The sequence below is a fragment of the uncultured Thiodictyon sp. genome (assembly GCA_903837595.1).
GTDB lineage: Bacteria > Pseudomonadota > Gammaproteobacteria > Chromatiales > Chromatiaceae > Thiodictyon.
On record CAILVI010000267.1, the window covers coordinates 1 to 17,647 of the forward strand.

At 65.6% G+C, this 17,647-nt stretch carries 17 protein-coding genes; 11 read left to right on the top strand and 6 right to left on the bottom strand.

Annotated elements, in window-relative coordinates:
• The 9 genes from QZY44_RS14525 to QZY44_RS14565 form a co-directional block, all read left to right on the top strand.
• The coding region (locus tag QZY44_RS14525) for a phosphoribosylformylglycinamidine synthase subunit PurQ (RefSeq protein WP_295447404.1) at positions 1 to 1,075 on the top strand (1,075 nt) is incomplete at its 5' end.
• Between the two features lie 308 nt (positions 1,076 to 1,383).
• Positions 1,384 to 1,944, top strand: a complete 561-nt coding sequence (locus tag QZY44_RS14530; protein ID WP_295447406.1) for an HdeA/HdeB family chaperone — start codon at positions 1,384 to 1,386, stop codon at positions 1,942 to 1,944.
• A 181-nt stretch (positions 1,945 to 2,125) separates the two neighbouring features.
• Positions 2,126 to 2,743 carry a Uma2 family endonuclease gene (locus QZY44_RS14535; RefSeq protein ID WP_295447408.1) on the top strand — a complete coding sequence of 206 codons (618 nt, stop codon included), beginning with the start codon at positions 2,126 to 2,128 and terminating at the stop codon, positions 2,741 to 2,743.
• A 19-nt stretch (positions 2,744 to 2,762) separates the two neighbouring features.
• Complete coding sequence (locus tag QZY44_RS14540; protein ID WP_295447410.1) at positions 2,763 to 4,520, top strand: ABC transporter substrate-binding protein; 1,758 nt, start codon at positions 2,763 to 2,765, stop codon at positions 4,518 to 4,520.
• Positions 4,521 to 4,631: 111 nt separating this feature from the next.
• The gene (locus QZY44_RS14545; protein ID WP_295447412.1) at positions 4,632 to 5,624 is read left to right on the top strand and encodes an ABC transporter permease; all 993 of its coding nucleotides are present in this window, start codon (positions 4,632 to 4,634) and stop codon (positions 5,622 to 5,624) included.
• Complete coding sequence (locus tag QZY44_RS14550) at positions 5,621 to 6,484, top strand: ABC transporter permease (protein WP_295447414.1); 864 nt, start codon at positions 5,621 to 5,623, stop codon at positions 6,482 to 6,484. The genes QZY44_RS14545 and QZY44_RS14550 overlap by 4 nt, the downstream gene beginning before the upstream one ends.
• Positions 6,481 to 7,434 carry an ABC transporter ATP-binding protein gene (locus QZY44_RS14555; protein ID WP_295447416.1) on the top strand — a complete coding sequence of 318 codons (954 nt, stop codon included), beginning with the start codon at positions 6,481 to 6,483 and terminating at the stop codon, positions 7,432 to 7,434. Before QZY44_RS14550 ends, QZY44_RS14555 begins: the two co-directional genes overlap by 4 nt.
• Positions 7,428 to 8,372, top strand: a complete 945-nt coding sequence (locus QZY44_RS14560) for an ABC transporter ATP-binding protein (protein WP_295447418.1) — start codon at positions 7,428 to 7,430, stop codon at positions 8,370 to 8,372. Before QZY44_RS14555 ends, QZY44_RS14560 begins: the two co-directional genes overlap by 7 nt.
• Positions 8,373 to 8,454: 82 nt before the next feature.
• Positions 8,455 to 9,597, top strand: coding sequence for a glycosyltransferase (locus QZY44_RS14565; RefSeq protein ID WP_295447420.1), 1,143 nt, complete (start codon positions 8,455 to 8,457; stop codon positions 9,595 to 9,597).
• 363 nt (positions 9,598 to 9,960) lie between these two features.
• On the opposite strand, the gene QZY44_RS14570 is transcribed toward QZY44_RS14565, so the two are convergent.
• Complete coding sequence (locus QZY44_RS14570) at positions 9,961 to 10,341, bottom strand: hypothetical protein (protein WP_295447422.1); 381 nt, start codon at positions 10,339 to 10,341, stop codon at positions 9,961 to 9,963.
• Between the two features lie 157 nt (positions 10,342 to 10,498).
• On the opposite strand from QZY44_RS14570, the gene QZY44_RS14575 reads away from it, so the two are divergent.
• Together QZY44_RS14575 and QZY44_RS14580 are read left to right on the top strand one after the other, a co-directional pair.
• Positions 10,499 to 11,170, top strand: coding sequence for an ankyrin repeat domain-containing protein (locus QZY44_RS14575; RefSeq protein WP_295447423.1), 672 nt, complete (start codon positions 10,499 to 10,501; stop codon positions 11,168 to 11,170).
• Positions 11,171 to 11,203: 33 nt separating this feature from the next.
• Positions 11,204 to 11,506: a hypothetical protein gene (locus QZY44_RS14580; RefSeq protein ID WP_295447424.1), complete on the top strand. Its 303-nt coding sequence runs from the start codon at positions 11,204 to 11,206 to the stop codon at positions 11,504 to 11,506.
• A gap of 3 nt (positions 11,507 to 11,509) precedes the next feature.
• Here QZY44_RS14580 and QZY44_RS14585 read toward each other — a convergent pair whose 3' ends face one another.
• The 5 genes from QZY44_RS14585 to QZY44_RS14605 form a co-directional block, all read right to left on the bottom strand.
• Positions 11,510 to 12,202: an MT-A70 family methyltransferase gene (locus QZY44_RS14585; protein WP_295447426.1), complete on the bottom strand. Its 693-nt coding sequence runs from the start codon at positions 12,200 to 12,202 to the stop codon at positions 11,510 to 11,512.
• Between the two features lie 108 nt (positions 12,203 to 12,310).
• Complete coding sequence (locus tag QZY44_RS14590) at positions 12,311 to 14,626, bottom strand: tetratricopeptide repeat protein (RefSeq protein ID WP_295447428.1); 2,316 nt, start codon at positions 14,624 to 14,626, stop codon at positions 12,311 to 12,313.
• 85 nt (positions 14,627 to 14,711) lie between these two features.
• A complete protein-coding gene (locus QZY44_RS14595) occupies positions 14,712 to 15,191 on the bottom strand; it encodes a GNAT family N-acetyltransferase (RefSeq protein ID WP_295447430.1) in 480 nt (159 codons plus the stop codon).
• Positions 15,188 to 16,420 (bottom strand): polysaccharide deacetylase family protein, encoded by a 1,233-nt coding sequence (locus tag QZY44_RS14600; RefSeq protein ID WP_295447432.1) that lies wholly within the window; start codon positions 16,418 to 16,420, stop codon positions 15,188 to 15,190. The genes QZY44_RS14595 and QZY44_RS14600 overlap by 4 nt, the downstream gene beginning before the upstream one ends.
• Positions 16,421 to 16,437: 17 nt before the next feature.
• Positions 16,438 to 17,565, bottom strand: a complete 1,128-nt coding sequence (locus QZY44_RS14605; protein ID WP_295447434.1) for an FIST C-terminal domain-containing protein — start codon at positions 17,563 to 17,565, stop codon at positions 16,438 to 16,440.
• Positions 17,566 to 17,647: the final 82 nt, after the last annotated feature.

Genomic DNA, 17,647 nt, shown 5'->3' on the forward strand with positions numbered 1-17,647 from the left:
CACCGATGAGGTGCTCCAGATCCTTGAGCAGCATGGGTTGGGGGACTTCAGCCCGGTCATCGGCACCCTGGACGAGGGCGGTGAGATCCGGCTGCGGCGGCATGGCGAGGTGATCTGGTGCGGTAGTCGCGCCGCACTCCAGGCGGTCTGGTCCGAGACCAGTTTCCGGATGCAGTCCCTGCGCGACCACCCGGACTGCGCCGACGAGGCCTATGAGCGCATCGCTGCCGATGATCCGGGCTTAAGCGCCGCCTTGAGCTTCGACCCGGAGGACGACCTCAGCTTCCCCTATGTGGCGAGTGGCGCCCGGCCGGCCATCGCCATCCTGCGCGATCAGGGCGTCAACGGCCAACTGGAGATGGCTGCGGCCTTCCATGCCGCCGGGTTCGAGTGTGTGGACGTGCACCTGTCCGACGTCATCGCCGGGCGGGTGGACTTGGTGCGCTTCCGGGGACTCGCGGCCTGCGGTGGATTCTCCTACGGCGACGTGCTGGGGGCCGGCGAGGGTTGGGCCAAGACCATCCTCTACAACCCGCGGGCGCGCAACCAGTTCCAGGCGTTCTTTGAGCGCGCCGACACCTTCACCCTGGGCGTCTGCAACGGCTGTCAGATGCTCTCCAACCTGCACGAGCTGATCCCGGGCACCGGCCACTGGCCGCGCTTCGTGCGCAACCGCTCTGAGCAGTTCGAGGCGCGTACCCTGCTGGTGGAGGTGTTGCCGACCTCCAGTATCCTGTTGGCCGGCATGGCCGGCTCGCGGATGCCCATCGCCGTCGCCCATGGGGAGGGGAGGGCGGAGTTCCACGACGCCGCCCACCTGGCAGCCGCCGGGCGCAGTGTGGCGGTGCGCTATCTGGAGAACGACGGGCGGGTGGCCGCGCTCTATCCGGCCAATCCCAACGGATCCCCGGAGGGGATCGCCGGCCTCACCAGCCTGGACGGGCGGGTCACGATCATGATGCCGCATCCGGAGCGGGTCTTCCGCGCCGTGCAGCACTCTTGGCGTCCGGACGGTTGGGGGCGGGATGGGCCCTGGCTGCGGCTCTTCCGCAATGCACGGGTGTGGGTGGATTGAAGTCGCGTCGGGCGCAGCGCACAGCAGTGGTTTCGCCGGCTGGTGCAATGGCGGATCGCCCATTGGGTATCCGCCTGACGGTTTCAATAGCCACCGATGAATTCGGCTACAGTACCAGGAGCCCGTTTGCGGTGGAGCATTTTGGCGCATGTACACTTGGGTATCCATACCGCTGCAAACTCATGTGATTCACCGCCTTGCCTCGCGCCCTTAGCGCCCACACTTCGGGGCTCACTCGATCACGCATGGCTGCATGTGTGAGTGGGTTTCGCCCGTCACTTTCTGATGAATCAATCCAGGAGTCTACCGTGAAAAGCCCCTTTTTTCTGATGGCCGCCGCTGTCCTGTTCTGCGCCCCCGTCGCCGCTGAGCCGGCCGCTGAACCTGCTGCTAAGTCTGCGGCTGCGCCTGCCGCTGAACCTGCCGCGAAATCCGACGTTAAGGCTGATGCTAAGTCCGCCGCTGAACCTGCGGCTAAATCCGCTCCTGAGCCTGCCGCCAAGCCCTCCCCAGAACCTGCCGCTAAGACCGCCGCTGAACCTGCCGCTAAAGCGCCGCCTGAACCGGCCACCAAGTCCACCGCTAAGTCAGCAGTTAAGTCCGCTGAGACGGCCGCTGAATCCGCCGCTGAACCCGATCTGGACATTGACTTCGAGACCCTCACCTGCCGTGAGTTTCTGGCTAAGGATACGACGAGCAAGAACGTGATGCTCTTCTGGATTGACGGCTACATCAGCCGTGATCGCGATGCCGCCAATACGAACCAAAAATGGATTGAGAAGCTTGCTAAGCACTTGGGTCAGTACTGTGCCAAGAACGGCAAGAAGACGATGATGGACGCCATCAAGGACGCGCCCGACGAGGATTGAGGCTAACCCGCGTAGGGCGGAACGCGTAGCGGTTCCGCCCTACGCGCTCGTGACACCGCTTCAGCGGTGTCGCGCATGTGTCAGGCGCTGTGCGTCGGGGGCACCGGTGGCCGGATTATGTCAAGGCCGTCCCGCCCGTCCATCCCACGGGCTTTATCATTCATTTCTTGGGGTAGATCCCATGGGCCTGCCGCAGACCACGTCGCTCTTGAGTCTCGACGACTACCTGGACTTTGAGCGTCGGGAAGCTGTCCGCCATGAGTATTTCGACGGGCTGGTTTACGCCATGGCCGGGGAGAGTTTGGAGCGAAGTATGCTCTGCTTCAATCTCGCGGCTATCTTGGGCAGCCAATTGATGGGTACACCTTGTCGGGGGCTATCCCCGAATATGAAGGTGCTGAGTGGTGACTACTCACCCGGTCAGATGCGCGGCCTGTTCTCCTATCCCGATGTCACCGTAGTCTGCGGCGAGCCTAAATTCCACGACGAGCGGCGCGACGTGCTGCTAAACCCCACGCTGATTGTAGAAATGCTGTCGCCCGGCACCGAGTCGTTCGACCGCGGCGAGAAATTCCAGCGCTACCGCAAGCACCTGGATTCTCTGCAAGACTTTGTGCTGGTCTCGTCCGCCTATCCGCTGATCCAATTGTTCCAACGCCAGCCAAACGGGTTCTGGCTTTATTCTGCAGCGGCGGAAATAGACGCCAGCATGGTGCTGCCGTCGATCGGTTGTGAGGTACCGTTGGCGCAGTTATATGATCGGCAGATTGCGCCTGCGGCGGAATCTGAGCAGGAATGAACATGCGACCTGCCAAACCATGAAATCGGCCCGGTCCCTGGTGCCCGCGACGGCTCTGGTGTTGAGTCTCGGCTTGTCGGCCTGCGGGCCGGACGAGTCATCCCCGTCTGCGGCCAACGTCACTGCCGGGGGGCAGCTAGGCCCAGCGTCCGCGCCTCTCATTTTCGATCGCCGCGAGACACTCTATGTGACCGGTGCCTCCTGGGGCCCCGCATCAAGCTGGAATCCGTTCCAGCCGGGTGGCCTGGCCAACGCGACCGGCACCATCGGCAACCTGTACGAATTCCTGTTCGGCTATGACCCGCAGAAGGGCGAGCTGATTCCCTGGTTGGCGGAGGCGGGGACCTGGCGCGATGCCAATACCTATGAGTTGAAGCTGCGCGAGGGGCTCACCTGGAGCGACGGCCAGCCGCTGACCGTCGCCGATGTCAGATTCACCTTTGAACTCGGGCGCAAATACCCGGCGCTCTGGTTCGCGCCCATGTGGTCCTATCTGACCGGCATCACGGCCCCCGACGATCGCCGCCTGGTGCTGACGTTCAAAGACCCGCTCTACCAGGACTTCGCCAGCAACCTTTACAACCTCCCGATCGTGCCGGAGCACCTCTGGCGGGACCGCTCCGAGCAGGAGATCACCACCGGCGCCAACGAGCGGCCGATCGGTTCCGGCGCCTATCGCTATCTGTCGCATGCCGAGGATCGCAACGTCTGGCAGCGCAATGATCAGTGGTGGGGCATCGGCGTATTCGGCTGGCCGGCACCCAAGTATCTGGTTGATATCCGCACCACCGGCAACAACGTGGCGCTGGGGCTAATGATCCGGGGGGAACTGGACCTCAGCAACAATTTCCTTCCGGGGGTGCCCGAACTGGTCAGACGGGGCCAGATCAAGACCTATTCTCCCGGGCCACCCTACATGATCCCGGCCGACACGACAGTGTTGTACCTCAATACCAGGAAAGGACCGCTGGCAGACTCGGCGTTCCGGCGCGCGCTGGCCTTCGCCATTGATGTTCCAACCATCGTCAACCGCGCCTATGGCGGTCTGGTCGTCGCGGCTAGCTCCGGTGGTCTGTTGCCCAGCTTGAGCAGGTATGACGATCACGAGGTGCTCATGCGCCTGGGCTACACCTATGATCCAGGCCGGGCGAGGCAATTGCTTGCCGCAGCCGGCTACCGGGACCGCGACGGCGATGGCTTCGTCGAGGCCCCGGACGGCGCACGGATCGCGCTTGAGGCCACCTGTCCCAACGGCTGGACCGATTGGATGGCGGCCATCGGCGTCATCGCGTCCAGCGCCCAGGCCGCCGGCATCGATGTCAGGACGGCGGCGCCGGACTATGGCGCCTGGAACACGGCGCTGGAAGGCGGCACCTTCGATATGACCTTGAATAGTGCCGCGCCCCTGAGCCTCACCCCCTGGACCCTGTATAGCCAATTGTTCAACCATCCGTTGCGGGCGCAGATGCAATCAGGAAACTTCGGCCGCTATGACAGCCCCCGGATATTCGAACTGGTCGACGCGCTCGCGCGATTGCCTGCTGCCGACGAACTCGGGATCAAGGTCGCCACCGCGCGCATTCAGACGCTCATGCTGACAGAGCTCCCGATGATTCCACTGTGGTATAACGGTCTGTGGGCGCAGTGGCGCGATTCGGCCTGGACGAACTGGCCGACCGCCGCCGCCGGTACGCCCAAGACGCTGCCCACCATCTGGTCGGGCTTCTGGCAGTTGGGTGGACTGCAGACCCTGATCAATCTGAAACCCAATCAATGATCCCAAGTCCGGGCGCAGGCCTCGGGGCGCACAGCGCCCAACACATGCGTGACACCGCTGGAGCGGTGTTACGAGGGGGGGACTAATGATCACGGCTGGGATGGAGGTCGAATGCCGCGCTATTTCGCCAGAAAGTTACTGATCTACGCCTTGACCTTTGTGCTGGCGGTGACGATCGATTGGCTGATTCCGCGCTTCATGCCAGGCGATCCGATTGCGAATATGCTGGCGCGGGTCTCGGTCAACACCAATGCCGCGCAGGTCATGCACGACTATTACGCCCATGTCTTCGGCCTGGACCTGCCGCTGTGGCGTCAATATCTCAATTTCTGGGGCCGCCTGCTCCAGGGCGACTTAGGGATCAGCCTCTATCTGTTCCCCACGCCGGTGACGCAGGTCATCGCGCGAGCGCTTCCCTATGACATCCTGCTGCTCGTTCCGGCCATCCTGCTCAGCTGGTTCGCCGGGAACCGGTTCGGCGCCCTGGCGGCGCGCAACCGCTGGCTGGACAATGTGGTGTCGCCCGTGGCCTATCTTTTCACCGCCATGCCCTATATGTGGCTCGCCATCCTGCTGGCCTGGTACTTAGGTCTAGTGCTCGGCATCTTACCGATTGCCGGCGCCTATGCCTTCTCGCTGCATCCCGCTTGGTCGGCGGCCTTTGGCTTAAGTCTGCTCCAGCACTGGTTCCTGCCCTTTCTGTCGCTCTTCCTGGTGGGGTTCGGCGGTCAGGCGATCGGCATGCGCAATCTGATCATCTACGAACTGGAGGCGGACTATGCCCGTTATCTGGAGGCGCTGGGTGCGCCCCAGCGGCTGGTGAGAAAACACGCCTTCGGCAACGCCATGCTGCCCCAGATTACCGGTTTGGCACTCGCGCTCGGGGTGGTGGTGGCCGGTGCCCTGGTCACGGAGGTCGTGTTCTCCTACCCCGGCATCGGCTCGCTGCTGCTGGCGGCCATCCAGCGTCAGGATTACTTCCTCATTCAGGGCTGCTTCCTGTTCATCATCATCGGCGTGTTGCTCGGCAATTTCATCGTCGACATCGCCTATGTTGTACTCGACCCGCGCACCCGTCGCGGCATGACCGGTGAACCGGCATGACGCCAAGCGTGCCGGGACGTGAATTTCTCTATTTCGCCTGGCGCAATGGCAAGCTGCGCTTCGGCCTGGCGCTGGTCCTGTTCTTCCTGGGGGTCGCGCTGTTGGGGCCGCTGCTGACGCACTATCCGCCACTGGCCTACCTCAATCCGTTGGGCGCCGAGGCGCCTTCCGCAACCTACTGGTTGGGAACGACGTGCTTTGGGCAGGATGTCTATACCCAGTTCGTCCTGGGGCTGCGGGCGGCCTTTCTGGTGGGCCTGCTCGGTGGCGGCATGGCCACCCTCATCGGCATGCTGATCGGATTCATGGCGGGTTATCGCGGCGGCCTGGTGGACGAGGTGCTCAACGTCCTCACCAACGTGGTGCTGGTGATCCCGACCTTTGCCGTGCTGCTGATCGCGGCAGCCTATCTGCAGGTGCGTAGCGTGCTGATGGAATGCCTCTTCATCGGCCTGACCGCGTGGCCCTGGGCCGCCCGAGCCATTCGCGCGCAGACCTTCTCGTTGCGCACCAGGGACTTCGTCGACCTGGCCCGCCTGAGCGGCATGCGTCCCCTCAAGATCGTCTTCACCGAGATCGCCCCGAACATGCTGTCCTATCTGGTCATGACCTTCATCCTGCAGTTCGGTGGGGCGATTCTCATGGCCGCGACGCTGGACTTCATCGGCCTTGGCCCGACCAATGCGCAGTCACTGGGGCTCATGATGCAGACCGCGGTGCTCTGGGGTGCGCTGCCGCTCGGTGCCTGGTGGTGGTTCATCCCGCCGGGCCTCGCCATCACCGCCATCGTGGGTGCACTCTATGTGATGAACGTGGGGCTGGATGACGTCTTCAACCCACGGCTGCGGGAGCGGTCATGAGCCTGAGTGTCCAGGAGCTGCGGGTCTATTATCAAACCCTGCACGGTGAGGTGCGGGCGCTCGACGGCGTGAGCTTCAGCATTGCCGATGGTGAGATCATGGGTCTGGCGGGGGAGTCGGGCTGCGGCAAGACGACGCTTGGCTATAGTCTCGTTCGGCTGAGCCCTCCCCGGCGCCTGGTCAGCGGCCGGGCGGTGCTGGACGGGGAGGAACTGCCGCTCGGGGACCCCGACGCGATGCGGCGCTTCGGCTGGAAGGGGGTATCCATCGTGCCGCAGTTCGCGATGAGCGCCCTGAACCCCAGGCGCCGGATCGGCGGGATGATTGCGGAACTGCTGGCGGCCCGGAAACTGCGCTACCTGGAACTGCTGCCGGAACTGGAGCGCAGGCTGGATCTGGTCCGGCTGCCTGCGGCGGTGCTCGCGATGTATCCCTTTGAGTTGTCGGGCGGTATGCGGCAGCGGATGGTCCTGGTGCTCTCCACCCTGCTCAACCCGTCGCTGCTGGTAGCCGATGAGGTGACCTCGGCCCTGGACGTCTCGATCCAGCGGGCGGTCGCTCAACTGCTGGCCGAGTTTCGCGACCGGGGGCTCGTCAAGAGCATGCTGGTGATCACCCACGACCTGGCGGTACTCTACCAGATTGCCGATACCATCGCGGTGATGTATGCGGGCAAGTTGGTCGAAAAGGCGTCTGCCGACGTCATCATCCGTGCCCCGCGGCATCCCTATACCCGTCTGCTGATCTCGTCCCTGCCGGAAATTGGGGCCAGGCACGCGCGGTGCAGGCTCAAGGGCATTCCCGGCCAGCCCCCGTCGTTGCTGAATCCGCCACTGGGCTGCCGCTTTCGAGCGCGCTGTCCAGCTGTGTCGGATCAGTGCGGCGAAGAGCCACCGTTGCGCGAGGTCGCCGCCGGGCACCAGGTTGCGTGCTGGCAGCAACCATGCTGAGTCTCGAGCGAGTCAGCAAGGTGTATCGCGTCGGGACCTTCGGCGGCGGGCAGGTGCGTGCGGTCAGTGAGCTCAGCTTCGCGCTGGCCCCGGGCGAGGTGGTCGCACTGATCGGCGAAAGCGGCAGCGGCAAGAGCACCGTCGGCAGGATGGTGCTGAACCTGCTGCCGGTCAGCACCGGGAGTATCCGCTTCGACGGTATCGCCCTTTCCGATCTGCGCCAAGGCGACCGCAAGGACTATTGGCGCCGGGTCCAGGGTGTCTTTCAGGACCCCTTCAGCGCCTACAATCCGATCTTCAAGGCGGACCGCATCTTCAGGACGCTGAGGGCCGAGTTTTTCCCGCGGGTCGAAACCGGAGACTGGAACCGGCGCCTCGACGGGGCGCTCCAGGCGGTGGGCCTGAACCCCCAACAGGTTCGGGACAAATTCCCCCATCAACTGAGCGGCGGGCAACTGCAGCGGCTGCTGATCGCGCGTGCGCTGTTGCTGGATGTCCAGTTGCTGGTCGCCGATGAGATCATCAGCATGCTCGACGCCTCCACGCGGGTGGATGTTCTCAACCTGCTGGCCGATCTCAAGGCGCGGGGGATGGCGATCCTGTTCATCACGCACGACCTGGGGCTCGCCAATTACTTAAGTGATCGGGTGATCGTCCTGTATCGGGGCTGCATGGTCGAGGCGGGGCCGGCCGAAGCGGTGTTCGAGAATCCGCAACATCCGTATACCAGAATGCTGGTGGCTGCGACGCCGCGCCTGGATTGCAAATGGCCGGTGTCCGACTGGACGCCGCCAGTTGGCGAAGGCGAGGGCCTGGGCTGCGTCTATTCCGCCCGCTGCCCGTTGTGCGACGGGCAGTGCAACCGCCCACCCGTGCCGATTGAAACTGCCGCTGGGCATCGCGTGGCGTGCTGGAGAGTCGCTGATCCCGGACACTGACCATCAGGCGGCGTCCATTTGCCGACACCCCGTCTTTCTTGGGATCATCGCCATCCGTCCCGTCCACGCCTCGAAGATACCCATGTCCACTGCCCGCGGGCCACTCGCCGTTTTTGCCTCTTTCTCCGGGACCGGCGGGGTGGAGCGGATGCTGATCAACCTGATCCGCGGCTTTGTGGACCTGGGGCAGCCGGTGGACCTGGTGCTGGTGCGGGCGGAGAGTCCGCACCTGACCCGTCTGCCGGAGTCGGTGGAGTGCATCCAACTCCCCACCAACCACACGCTGCTCGCCGCCCCGGCACTGGCCCGCTACCTGCGCGCACGCCGGCCCGCGGCGCTGCTGGCCGCCAAGGACCGGGCCGGACGCACCGCGGTGCTGGCCCGCGCCCTGGCGGGCACCGACACCCCCATTGCGCTGCGGCTCGGGACCAATCTATCCACCGCCATGGCGGGGCGCGCTGCGGTCTCCCGTTGGCTGCGCTATGCCCCGATCCGGCTGCTGTATCCGCGCATCGAGCGGATCATCGCGGTCTCCGGGGGCGTGGCGGACGACACCGCCCGCATCGCCCGGCTGGCGCGCCCGTCCATCGCGGTCATCCGCAACCCGGTCATCACCCCCGAACTGGCGGCCCAGGCCGCAGAGCCCTGCCCGCACCCCTGGCTGAACGACACCGCCCTGGACACGCGAGTGCCGGTGATCTGCGCCGCCGGCCGCTTGCAGCGCCAAAAGGACTTCCCGACCCTGATCCGCGCCTTCGCCCGGGTGCGTTCACAGCGCAACTGCCGGCTCCTGATCCTGGGCGAAGGCAACGCCCGCGCCGGCCTGACGGCCTTGATTGCCGAACTGGGGCTCACGGGGCAGGTGGACCTGGTCGGTTTCCAGGCCAACCCCTATCCCTTCCTGGCCCGAGCCGACCTGTTTGTCTTGTCCTCCGCCTGGGAGGGGTCGCCGAACGTGCTGACCGAGGCGATGGCCTTAGGGGTGCCGGTGGTCGCCACCGACTGCCCCAGCGGACCGGCTGAACTGCTGGATGGGGGGCGCTACGGACCCCTGGTGCCGGTGGGCGATGTCGCGGCCTTGGCCGCGGCGATGGCGGCTACGCTGGAGCAGCCGTTGCCCGCGGCCCTAGTGCGCTCAGCGGTCAGCGAATACGCGCAGGACCGCAGTGCCCGGCGCTATCTGGAGCTGATGGGGCTCGCCGCCGCAGGTGACCTAAACCGTTGAGTCGCAGGGGTACCGGTCGTGCGCGGGCCGACCCTGCCGCTACCATGTCAGGTTTTTATGCACAAGGCTCAGCGGCTTGATTGACGCTCTCAATGGCTTGGGCGAGCGGTCCGCGTGACCCCGAGGGGAAATCATAAGTGGTTCTATAGAAAGCATAACTTGCAATCGGTCAATTTCCGGCCGATCTGTTTCGAGTGCAGCGACGGCGCGCCCTCTGACTGCCTTCCCAAAGGTTGCGCACAGACTTATCCACAGGTTCTGTTGACAGGTTCCATAATCTCTTGCGGGGTGGCAGGTTACGGAGAGATTACGAGGCTGGGCCGAATGAGTCGTGGCTAAGTTGGGTCGAGCGGCGGCGCCTGCTCAGAAACCCTGGCCTTCCGGAGTCAGGATCATCCGCTCCACGTCCGCCAGCCTAATCTCCCGCCCATCCAGGGTGCGGACCACACGGCCCTGGACATCCCGGCGGTGCGCCTTGTAGGGGGTGATGACCCCGGTGTTGGCGTTGACCACCTGTACCTCAACCACCTGATGGCCATGCGCCCAGTCCCGGTACAGGTACCAGCTGGAGCCGAGAAACATTATAAATATAGTGGTATAGGCGAGCGTGCGCGCCATGCCGGCGGGCAGCAGCGGGGGCGGCGGCGCGCCGTCCCGGGGGCGCCCCGGGCCGCGCAGCCGTTCCCGGATGAAAAAAGCGGCGGCCACAAGGACCGCGACGGTCAGCAAAAATTTCCAGATCATGGGGTGTGCTGTCTGTGGGCCTGGCAAGCGAAAGGGTCGATCGAAACTCAAGGATCAGAGGCTAACACGAGCACGCCGTCGCCTTCTCGGGTTGCGGGTCTGCACCCCGGCCATTTACCATCCCTTTTGACCGACCCCCGCGACCCACTTGGAGCCCATGCGTCAACCGCCGACCCTGCTGGTCATACACCTGGCCCTGGCGCTCTTGGTGCTGCTGCCGGCGGGTTGCGACCAGCCTGCGCCGCCGACGGTCAACCTGTTCCGCGCGCTCCAGGTGGATAACCTGGACCAGATCAGGCGGCACATCGCGGCGGGGACCGACCTGAACCAGTCGGACCGCAACGGCGACCGGCCACTGCACCTGGCCGCCCGCGCCGGGCAGGTCGCTATCGCCCGCGAATTGGTGGACCATGGCGCCTCCCTGATCGTCCTGGACAGCGCCGGCCGCACCCCCCTGGAACTGGCCTTGAGCCAGGGCAAGACCCAGGTCGCGACACTCCTGGTCGAGGCCGGTGCCCCGCTCGATGCCCAGGTGCTGTTGGTGACCCTGGTGCGCGCTGGTGTTTCGGACCGGGACAGTGTCGATTTTCTGCTGCGTCGCGGTGCTGACCTTAACCGGCCGGACGCCGCCGGTCAGACCCCGCTGCACCAGGCGGTGGCGCTGGGTCATCTGGAGACAGTCAAGCGGCTGATCGCTCGCGGGGCGGACGTCAACCGCCCGGACGGGACCGGGCGCACGCCCCTGGCCCTGGCCCGCGCCCTGGACCCCAAGGCCACCAAGACCGCCGATATCCAAACGGCATTACAACAATCCGGCGCCCGCCCCTGAGTGGCACGGCGCCCCATTCGCGGAGAGAGTGCGATGGCAGAAACAGTGGATGAACTGACCGTTTCCTACACGGAAGACGGTATCGAGACCACCAAGGAATTGGATAAGGTGATCCTGTCCAAGGGCAGCTGGACGACCATCATCTTCCGTCACCAGGACTGGGATAAGGTCAAGGAGGTCTATGGCCCGGACAAATACACCATCCGCCGCTACCAGAAGCGTGCCGGCGAATACCGTCAACAATCCAAATTCAATATCTCCAGCCGCGCCCAGGCGGAGGGGCTGATCAAGGCGTTACAGGGATGGCTTAATGAGGGTGATGGCAGCGCTGATTGATTGTCAATCTGGCGCCTTACCGCGATAGGTCGCCGGCGCCTCGGGCAGGCGCGGGTGCCCCTCTGTGTGGCCTGTGCGTAAGGCGACCCCGTGAAATGAGTTGCGCTCGACGTCTTCATTGCCCCACTGGTCCCAGCCGTCTCGGGGGAAGCGGGCAAAGAGCTCGAGATAGGGGCCGGGTGAGCATTGCTCGATGATGTCGAAGATCTCATCCGGTTTGCGCGAGTGTTCGCGTTTTTGGGTCGAGAGTAGATTCACCTGGCGGCGGCCCGGTGCCAGGGTTCGCATGCCGCCGCGCACCCCGAACAGGATCATCTCGGTGACGTTTCTGAAATAAAACCCCACGCCCCGCCCATCGGGTCCGCCGTCCTTGCGGACCTTGTACCAGATTAGGTTCGACTTATAGGTGAAGCCCCAGGCGGCCATGACGCGCAGGCCCTCGTTGAGCAGTGCGTTGGGTACCCAGAGATACAGGTGACTGCGCTCGGCGGCCACCGCCTCGATCGGCAGGTCCATGATTTCCTGGATGCCCATGGTCGGGTAGCGCAGCAGCCGCTTGTGTTCCGGTGCCATCTTGCCGGTGCGGTTCTGGAATTGCCAGGGGGGGTCGGCGAGGATGGTGGAATATCGTTCGGCGACCTTGGAGAGCAGGTCTTCACCGGGGGTTGGCTCGGTGATGTCGGCGACTTGGGGCATGCGGGGTCTCCTTGATACCGAGAACGGGGTGCGGGGACAATAGGCTGGAGATTTCGCTTGTCTGGGGCTGCGCGGCATTAAACAAGCCGCCTGTCGGCGCTCCCAGGGCTATTTCAGTGACCCACGCAACTGCTCCACCGCGGGGTCCCCCGGCGCGGCAGCGGCCAGTTTATCCAGCCAGGCGCTCGCCGCGTCGCGCTGCCCGAGTTTGGTGTTGAACTGGACCAGGGCGATGAGTAATTGCGTATTGGCCGCGTCCCGGCCGACGGCGGTCGCGAGGACCGCCACGGCCTCCTGGGTACGACCGGCGCCGTCCAGGGCGACGGCGTAGACATAGGCATAGCGGGTGTTGGCGGGTGCGAGTTCCACCGCGCGCAGCAGTTCCGGCAGGGCTGCGTCCAGGCGTTTGGCCCGCACCTTTGACAGGCCTAGGGCGTGGTGCAGGTCAGCGCTCTGCGGGTCCACGACCAATCCCGCCTCCAGTTGCGTCGCGGCCTCGCCCTCGCGCCCCTGACCGCGATAGAGGTCGGCCAGGTTCGCATGGGCGGGGATGAAGCGCTGGTCCAGTGTAAGGGCCTGGCGGTAGGCCCGCTCGGCCACTTCCGGCTCCCCGGCGGCCAGGGCGATGAGGCCCAGGTTGAGGTTGGACTCGGGGCGATCGGCGTTGACGGTGGCGGACACCACATACTCTTCCAGAGCCGCGGTCAGCTCCTCCAGGAGTTTGCCGCCGATCCCCTGGGTCATCACCGGGGCCAGCACCCGCGCCGCCTCCAGCCGGACCGTGCGCGCTGGGTCGGAGAGCAGGGGCCAGGCCTGCTCGGTGCGGGTGCGCAGATCGGTGAGGTCCAGGTAGCGGACGGCGGCGGCCCGCACCAGCGGGTCCGGGTCCGCCAGCAGGCGGGTCACGGTCAGCAGGGCGTCCGGGCTCGGGCGGCCCGGGCGGTCATGGAGCCGTTCCAGCGCGGTGGCGCGGGCAATGGCGGGCTCCTTCGTGTCCCCGGCCAGGGCGAGCAGGAGCGCCGGGGCGTTGGCCGCGCCACTGTCCGCCGCGTGCAGGGCTGCGCCGAAATGGGGTCCGCGTCGCGCCGGGTCCGGGAACCAACCGGCCACCGCGGCGGCGGCCCAGGCCGCGTCTTTATCCTGGTGACAGTCAGTGCAGGCATTGGGGGTGCCGAGCTCGGCCGAGAGGTCCGGGCGCGGCACCCGCAGGCTGTGATCGAAGCGTGGGTCGACCACCATGTAGTGATGCTTGGGCATGTGGCAGGCCACGCAGCCGGCACCGGTGCCGCCCTGGGTATGGTGATGGTGGCTCGGGTCGTCATAACGGGGCGCCTGGTGGCAGCGCACGCAGACCGCGTTGCCCTCGGCCTTAAGCTTGAGGCTGTGGGGCTCGTGACAGTCCGAGCACACCACCCCCTGGCGGTACATGCGGCTCTGGATGAACGAGCCGTGTTCATAGTCCTCATCCTTGATCTGACCGTCCGGGAAATACAGTGCCGGCTCCAACAGGGCGAGCCGGAAGCCCTGGTGCAGCGCCTCGCCGGGGGTCAGGGTGTCCCAGATCCGGCCGCGCCTGGAGTGGCAGCGGGCGCAGGTCTCGGTTTGGGTGTGGGTGGTGCGGGGCACCGTGCGGGCCGGTTTGCCGGTGGCGGGGTCGATCTGAAACGCGCCACCGTCGCGATCCTTGAGGTCGACCGGGAGCCCGAAACCTGGGTCAGCGGGTGTGGTCGGGGTGGTGCCGGACGCCTTGGCCGAGGCCGCCGCGCGCGCCCAGTCGACGTGTCGGGCGCCGGGACCGTGGCACGCCTCGCAGGCGACGTTGATCTCAGCGAAGCGCGTGTCATAGACGTTGTGCTCCGCGTCATACCCCTTTTTGAGGTCAGTGGAGTGACAATCCGCGCACTGATAGTTCCAGGTCTGGTCCGGCGCGGTCCAGTGCAGCGGGTTCTTGTGGTCCATCTTCTCGTTAGGGTAGAGGTGGAACCAGCGCTGCCCCCCCTGGTCCTTGGGGCGGCTGTCCCAGGCTAGACCTAAGCTCTGGAGCCGCCCACCTGGGAAGGCGATCAGGTATTGCTGGAGCGGGTACCAGCCGAAGGTATAGCGGATGGGGTAGTCTTTGAGCGTCCCGTCGGGCCCGTCGGTGCGTACGAAGAAGCGCCCGTCGCGCTTGAAGAAGCGGGAGGTCACGCCGTGGGCGGTAAACTCGGTGTCCTTGAAGTCACCCAGTACAGACTGCGCCGTCGGCTCCTTCATGGCGCGGTCGTGGAATGAGTTGCGCCACAGGTCGACCTCCCTGGTGTGGCACTCGCCGCAGATCGTGACGCCCAGGTAGCCGGCGTCCTGCGCCGCCGCTGGGCCGCAGGCGAGGAACGGGAGCAGCAGCAGGGCGGGCAACAGGGTGTGCAGGTGCATGGCGATAGACATCCGGACAGTCTGGGGGCGACGGGTCAGGAGTATACCCCGACCATCGCGAGCGCATCCTGCTCACCCGACTGCGCCTGCCGGTCGGTTACTCGCACCGTATGATCTTGCGCATCAACACCTCGTCCTGCCCAGTCACCACCAGGTCCGCGATGACACCGACCGGGCGAAAGCCGTGCTTTTCATAGAAACACCGGGCGCCTGAATTGAAGCCGGAGACCAGCAGCCAGAGGTTGGGGGACCGGTCGCGGTAGCGCGACTCGACGAACTCGAGCGCCGCGCGCCCGACGCCCCGCCCCTGGGCCGCCGGGAGCACGGCGAATAGCTCGATATAGGCCCCGCGCAGCCAGGGGTGACGCACCACCACGAGTCCCTGCGGCTCGCCGTCGCGCAGCGCCAGATAGCGGGTCAGGTCCGGGTGGAGAGCCACCAGCGCGCCGGTCAGCGCAGCGGCGCTGTAACCCAGGGTTCGCCAGGGGTCCATGCCGGCCAGGGTCTCGGCGATCACTGCGGCCTGGTCCGGCGTCAGGGCCGCCGTCACGACGAACTCCAAGGCCCCGGCGCTCATCGCTTGCTGCCCCGTCCGAACAGTGCGTCATAGCGGCGGTTGTCCCCCGGACGTTCCTCATAACACTCCTCGACCGCTACCGGGCGCCCGGCGGACAGGAGTTCGCTGACGGTTACAAAGCGGTAGCCCTGTTTCAGCAACTCTGGGACAAAAAGGGGCAGGGCGCGGGCGGTGTTCCAGCCCCGCCCGTTGGCATGGGCGACCACGATAGCCCCGCGGTGCCCCTTGACCCCGGCGAGTACCGCGCGGGCGATGGCCGCGGCACTCTGCCCCTTGTCCGGGTCCCCGGTGACGATCGACCACTGGATGGCCGGGAGCCCGAGTGCGGCGGCGGCGTCAAGCGAGCCCTGATTGCAGGTGCCGTAGGGGAAGCGAAAGACCACCGGCCACGCCGGGACACGGCTCATGGCCGCGGCCCCCGCCGCCTGGGCACAGGGGCGTTCGGCCAGTTCGCGGCGCAGGACCTGGTACTCGGCCTGGGTCCAGAGGATCTGCTCGCGCACCTCGCGGTCCTCCACCACCCGCAGGTTGGCGTGGGTCCAGGAATGGTTGCCGATCTCGAATCGAGGGTCGGCCATGAGTTGCATGGCCTGCTCCGGATGGGTGCGCAGCCATTTGCCGCCGGCCATGAAGGTCGCCTTCACGCCCTGGGCGCGCAGGGCATCCACCAGCTCGGCGTCATAGCCGGCGCGCTCGCCGGCCTGTTCGCAGAGGTCGAACGTGAGTGCCACCAGGCGCGCCTGCGGGTCCGCCGGTTCCACTGAGCGGATTGAGCCTTTCAGCCCGTGGGCCAGGGGCGGCAGGGCCGTCTCGGCGGCGCGGATCGCCCAGGCCGGCGGCGGGGTGCGGTCGGGTTTCAGCCCGCGCTGTATGGTTCGGTCCGTGGGCGATCCCGCGAGTTGGGCGGGGGTCCAGCAGGCATTGCGCAGGGTTGCCGGGTCGTTGCCGTCCGGGATCGGTTCTTGGTGATCGACCGCCGGGCCTGGTTTGGCACTGCTGCCCCGATTCAGCAGCAAGTCCAACAGTTGGGCCGGGCCCGGGGTGGCCTCGGCACTTTGCGTTGGCGCGTCCTGCGGCGGCAGCAAGCGATCGGCCGACCCCGAGGCCGGCCCGGTGTCGGCTGGTTGCGCGGGCGGGGTCTGCGGCAGGGCCGCAGGAGCCTTCAGTGCAAGGGGCTGAGCCGCCGACACCGGAGCGCCGAAACCGGCCACGACCACGACCAATAACACGTGAGCGCGCGCCGGCGTCACAGGCACACCAGTGCCGCGTTGTGAAACACCGGAATGCCGAAGTCCTCGAATGAACTGATTTCGCCGAGTGACAGCGCGCCCGCCAATTGCGACACCCCCGCCATCTCTCGCAGTTGGTGCAACTCCTGCGCTGCGGCGGCTCCCAGATGCAGGCGGCGTCCCGCACAATAAAATGTGACTAACGTGTCACGCGTGGTACTGGAGCGGGATTTTAGGTCCGCGGCAACCGCGGCCACGCAATCGCTCTCGGCGAGCGCCGGGGCCCGCAGCAAACGCAAGACCGAGTTCGGTGGTACCTCGCCGATACAAATGATCGCGCCGTCCTCATCAAAGGCCACCGGGATGCGTACCACCACCTCGGTCAACATGATGAGACCGAAGGGGAAGTGAACCGCATAGTCATAGAAATTCTCGCGGGTTAGCCGTACCCCGAAGTCGGCGTCGATCACTTCCTGGTAGACCTCAAACGCTGGTCGCCCATTGATGGTATTGATCCGGTTGCCGATGGTGGAGATGGCCTGCATCTGCGTGTTGGCGGCGGGATAGCCATGCTTGACAATGGCATGGGCGTCCGGCAGCAGTAGGCCGGCGACGGCGTTAGCGACCAGCGACTCGCGGTCGAACAGGCATGGCATGGGTTGGAAGGTCTCGCTGCCGGCATTGATGCCGGCGTAGCGAACCCGGTCATGCAGGTCTTGATAGACACCGCTCAGTAGCGAGCCGATGTTGGGAATCATGGCATCGAAGATGAAGAAGAGAGTCGATGTGGCCTGGTCCGTCGCGGGTCGATAGGCTTGCCTGACGGCCTTGCCGATCCGGGCGGCGGCTGCGTTGGCGTCGGTCGTCACGTCTTGGAGCAGAAACCAGGGCGGCATCGGCGCGAGCCCGATCAGCCAGGCGCCCTGGGTCGTAAACCCAGCATTCGTGACCAAGGCGGGAAACACCGCACCGATCAAGGGCAGGCCCAGCGCTCGACACACACCTTGAATGCCAGGGACTTGATCTTTCTCTGCCTCCGGCAGCAGGACCACTACCCCCAGGTCGCGTGATTGCTGCCGCCACTGCGCCAGGACCATGCTGATCGCCTCGGGCCGGGCCTCAACGAGGGCGAATTGTTCAAACATGGGGGTGCCCTGTCACCAGCGGCGACTGGCACTGTGAGCGGGTGTTGGTCAAGGCCATGCCTTCAATGCCATCATCGTGGGC

Bases quoted from the DNA above. Each gene is read 5' to 3' on its own strand.
- QZY44_RS14565 (WP_295447420.1), top strand. From the start codon at position 8,455: ATGTCCACTGCCCGCGGGCCACTCGCCGTTTTTGCCTCTTTCTCCGGG.
- QZY44_RS14575 (WP_295447423.1), top strand. From the start codon at position 10,499: ATGCGTCAACCGCCGACCCTGCTGGTCATACACCTGGCCCTGGCGCTC.
- QZY44_RS14605 (WP_295447434.1), bottom strand. From the start codon at position 17,565: ATGTTTGAACAATTCGCCCTCGTTGAGGCCCGGCCCGAGGCGATCAGC.
- QZY44_RS14535 (WP_295447408.1), top strand. From the start codon at position 2,126: ATGGGCCTGCCGCAGACCACGTCGCTCTTGAGTCTCGACGACTACCTG.
- QZY44_RS14580 (WP_295447424.1), top strand. From the start codon at position 11,204: ATGGCAGAAACAGTGGATGAACTGACCGTTTCCTACACGGAAGACGGT.
- QZY44_RS14550 (WP_295447414.1), top strand. From the start codon at position 5,621: ATGACGCCAAGCGTGCCGGGACGTGAATTTCTCTATTTCGCCTGGCGC.
- QZY44_RS14545 (WP_295447412.1), top strand. From the start codon at position 4,632: ATGCCGCGCTATTTCGCCAGAAAGTTACTGATCTACGCCTTGACCTTT.
- QZY44_RS14555 (WP_295447416.1), top strand. From the start codon at position 6,481: ATGAGCCTGAGTGTCCAGGAGCTGCGGGTCTATTATCAAACCCTGCAC.
- QZY44_RS14585 (WP_295447426.1), bottom strand. From the start codon at position 12,202: ATGCCCCAAGTCGCCGACATCACCGAGCCAACCCCCGGTGAAGACCTG.
- QZY44_RS14570 (WP_295447422.1), bottom strand. From the start codon at position 10,341: ATGATCTGGAAATTTTTGCTGACCGTCGCGGTCCTTGTGGCCGCCGCT.
- QZY44_RS14540 (WP_295447410.1), top strand. From the start codon at position 2,763: ATGAAATCGGCCCGGTCCCTGGTGCCCGCGACGGCTCTGGTGTTGAGT.
- QZY44_RS14590 (WP_295447428.1), bottom strand. From the start codon at position 14,626: ATGTCTATCGCCATGCACCTGCACACCCTGTTGCCCGCCCTGCTGCTG.
- QZY44_RS14560 (WP_295447418.1), top strand. From the start codon at position 7,428: ATGCTGAGTCTCGAGCGAGTCAGCAAGGTGTATCGCGTCGGGACCTTC.
- QZY44_RS14595 (WP_295447430.1), bottom strand. From the start codon at position 15,191: ATGAGCGCCGGGGCCTTGGAGTTCGTCGTGACGGCGGCCCTGACGCCG.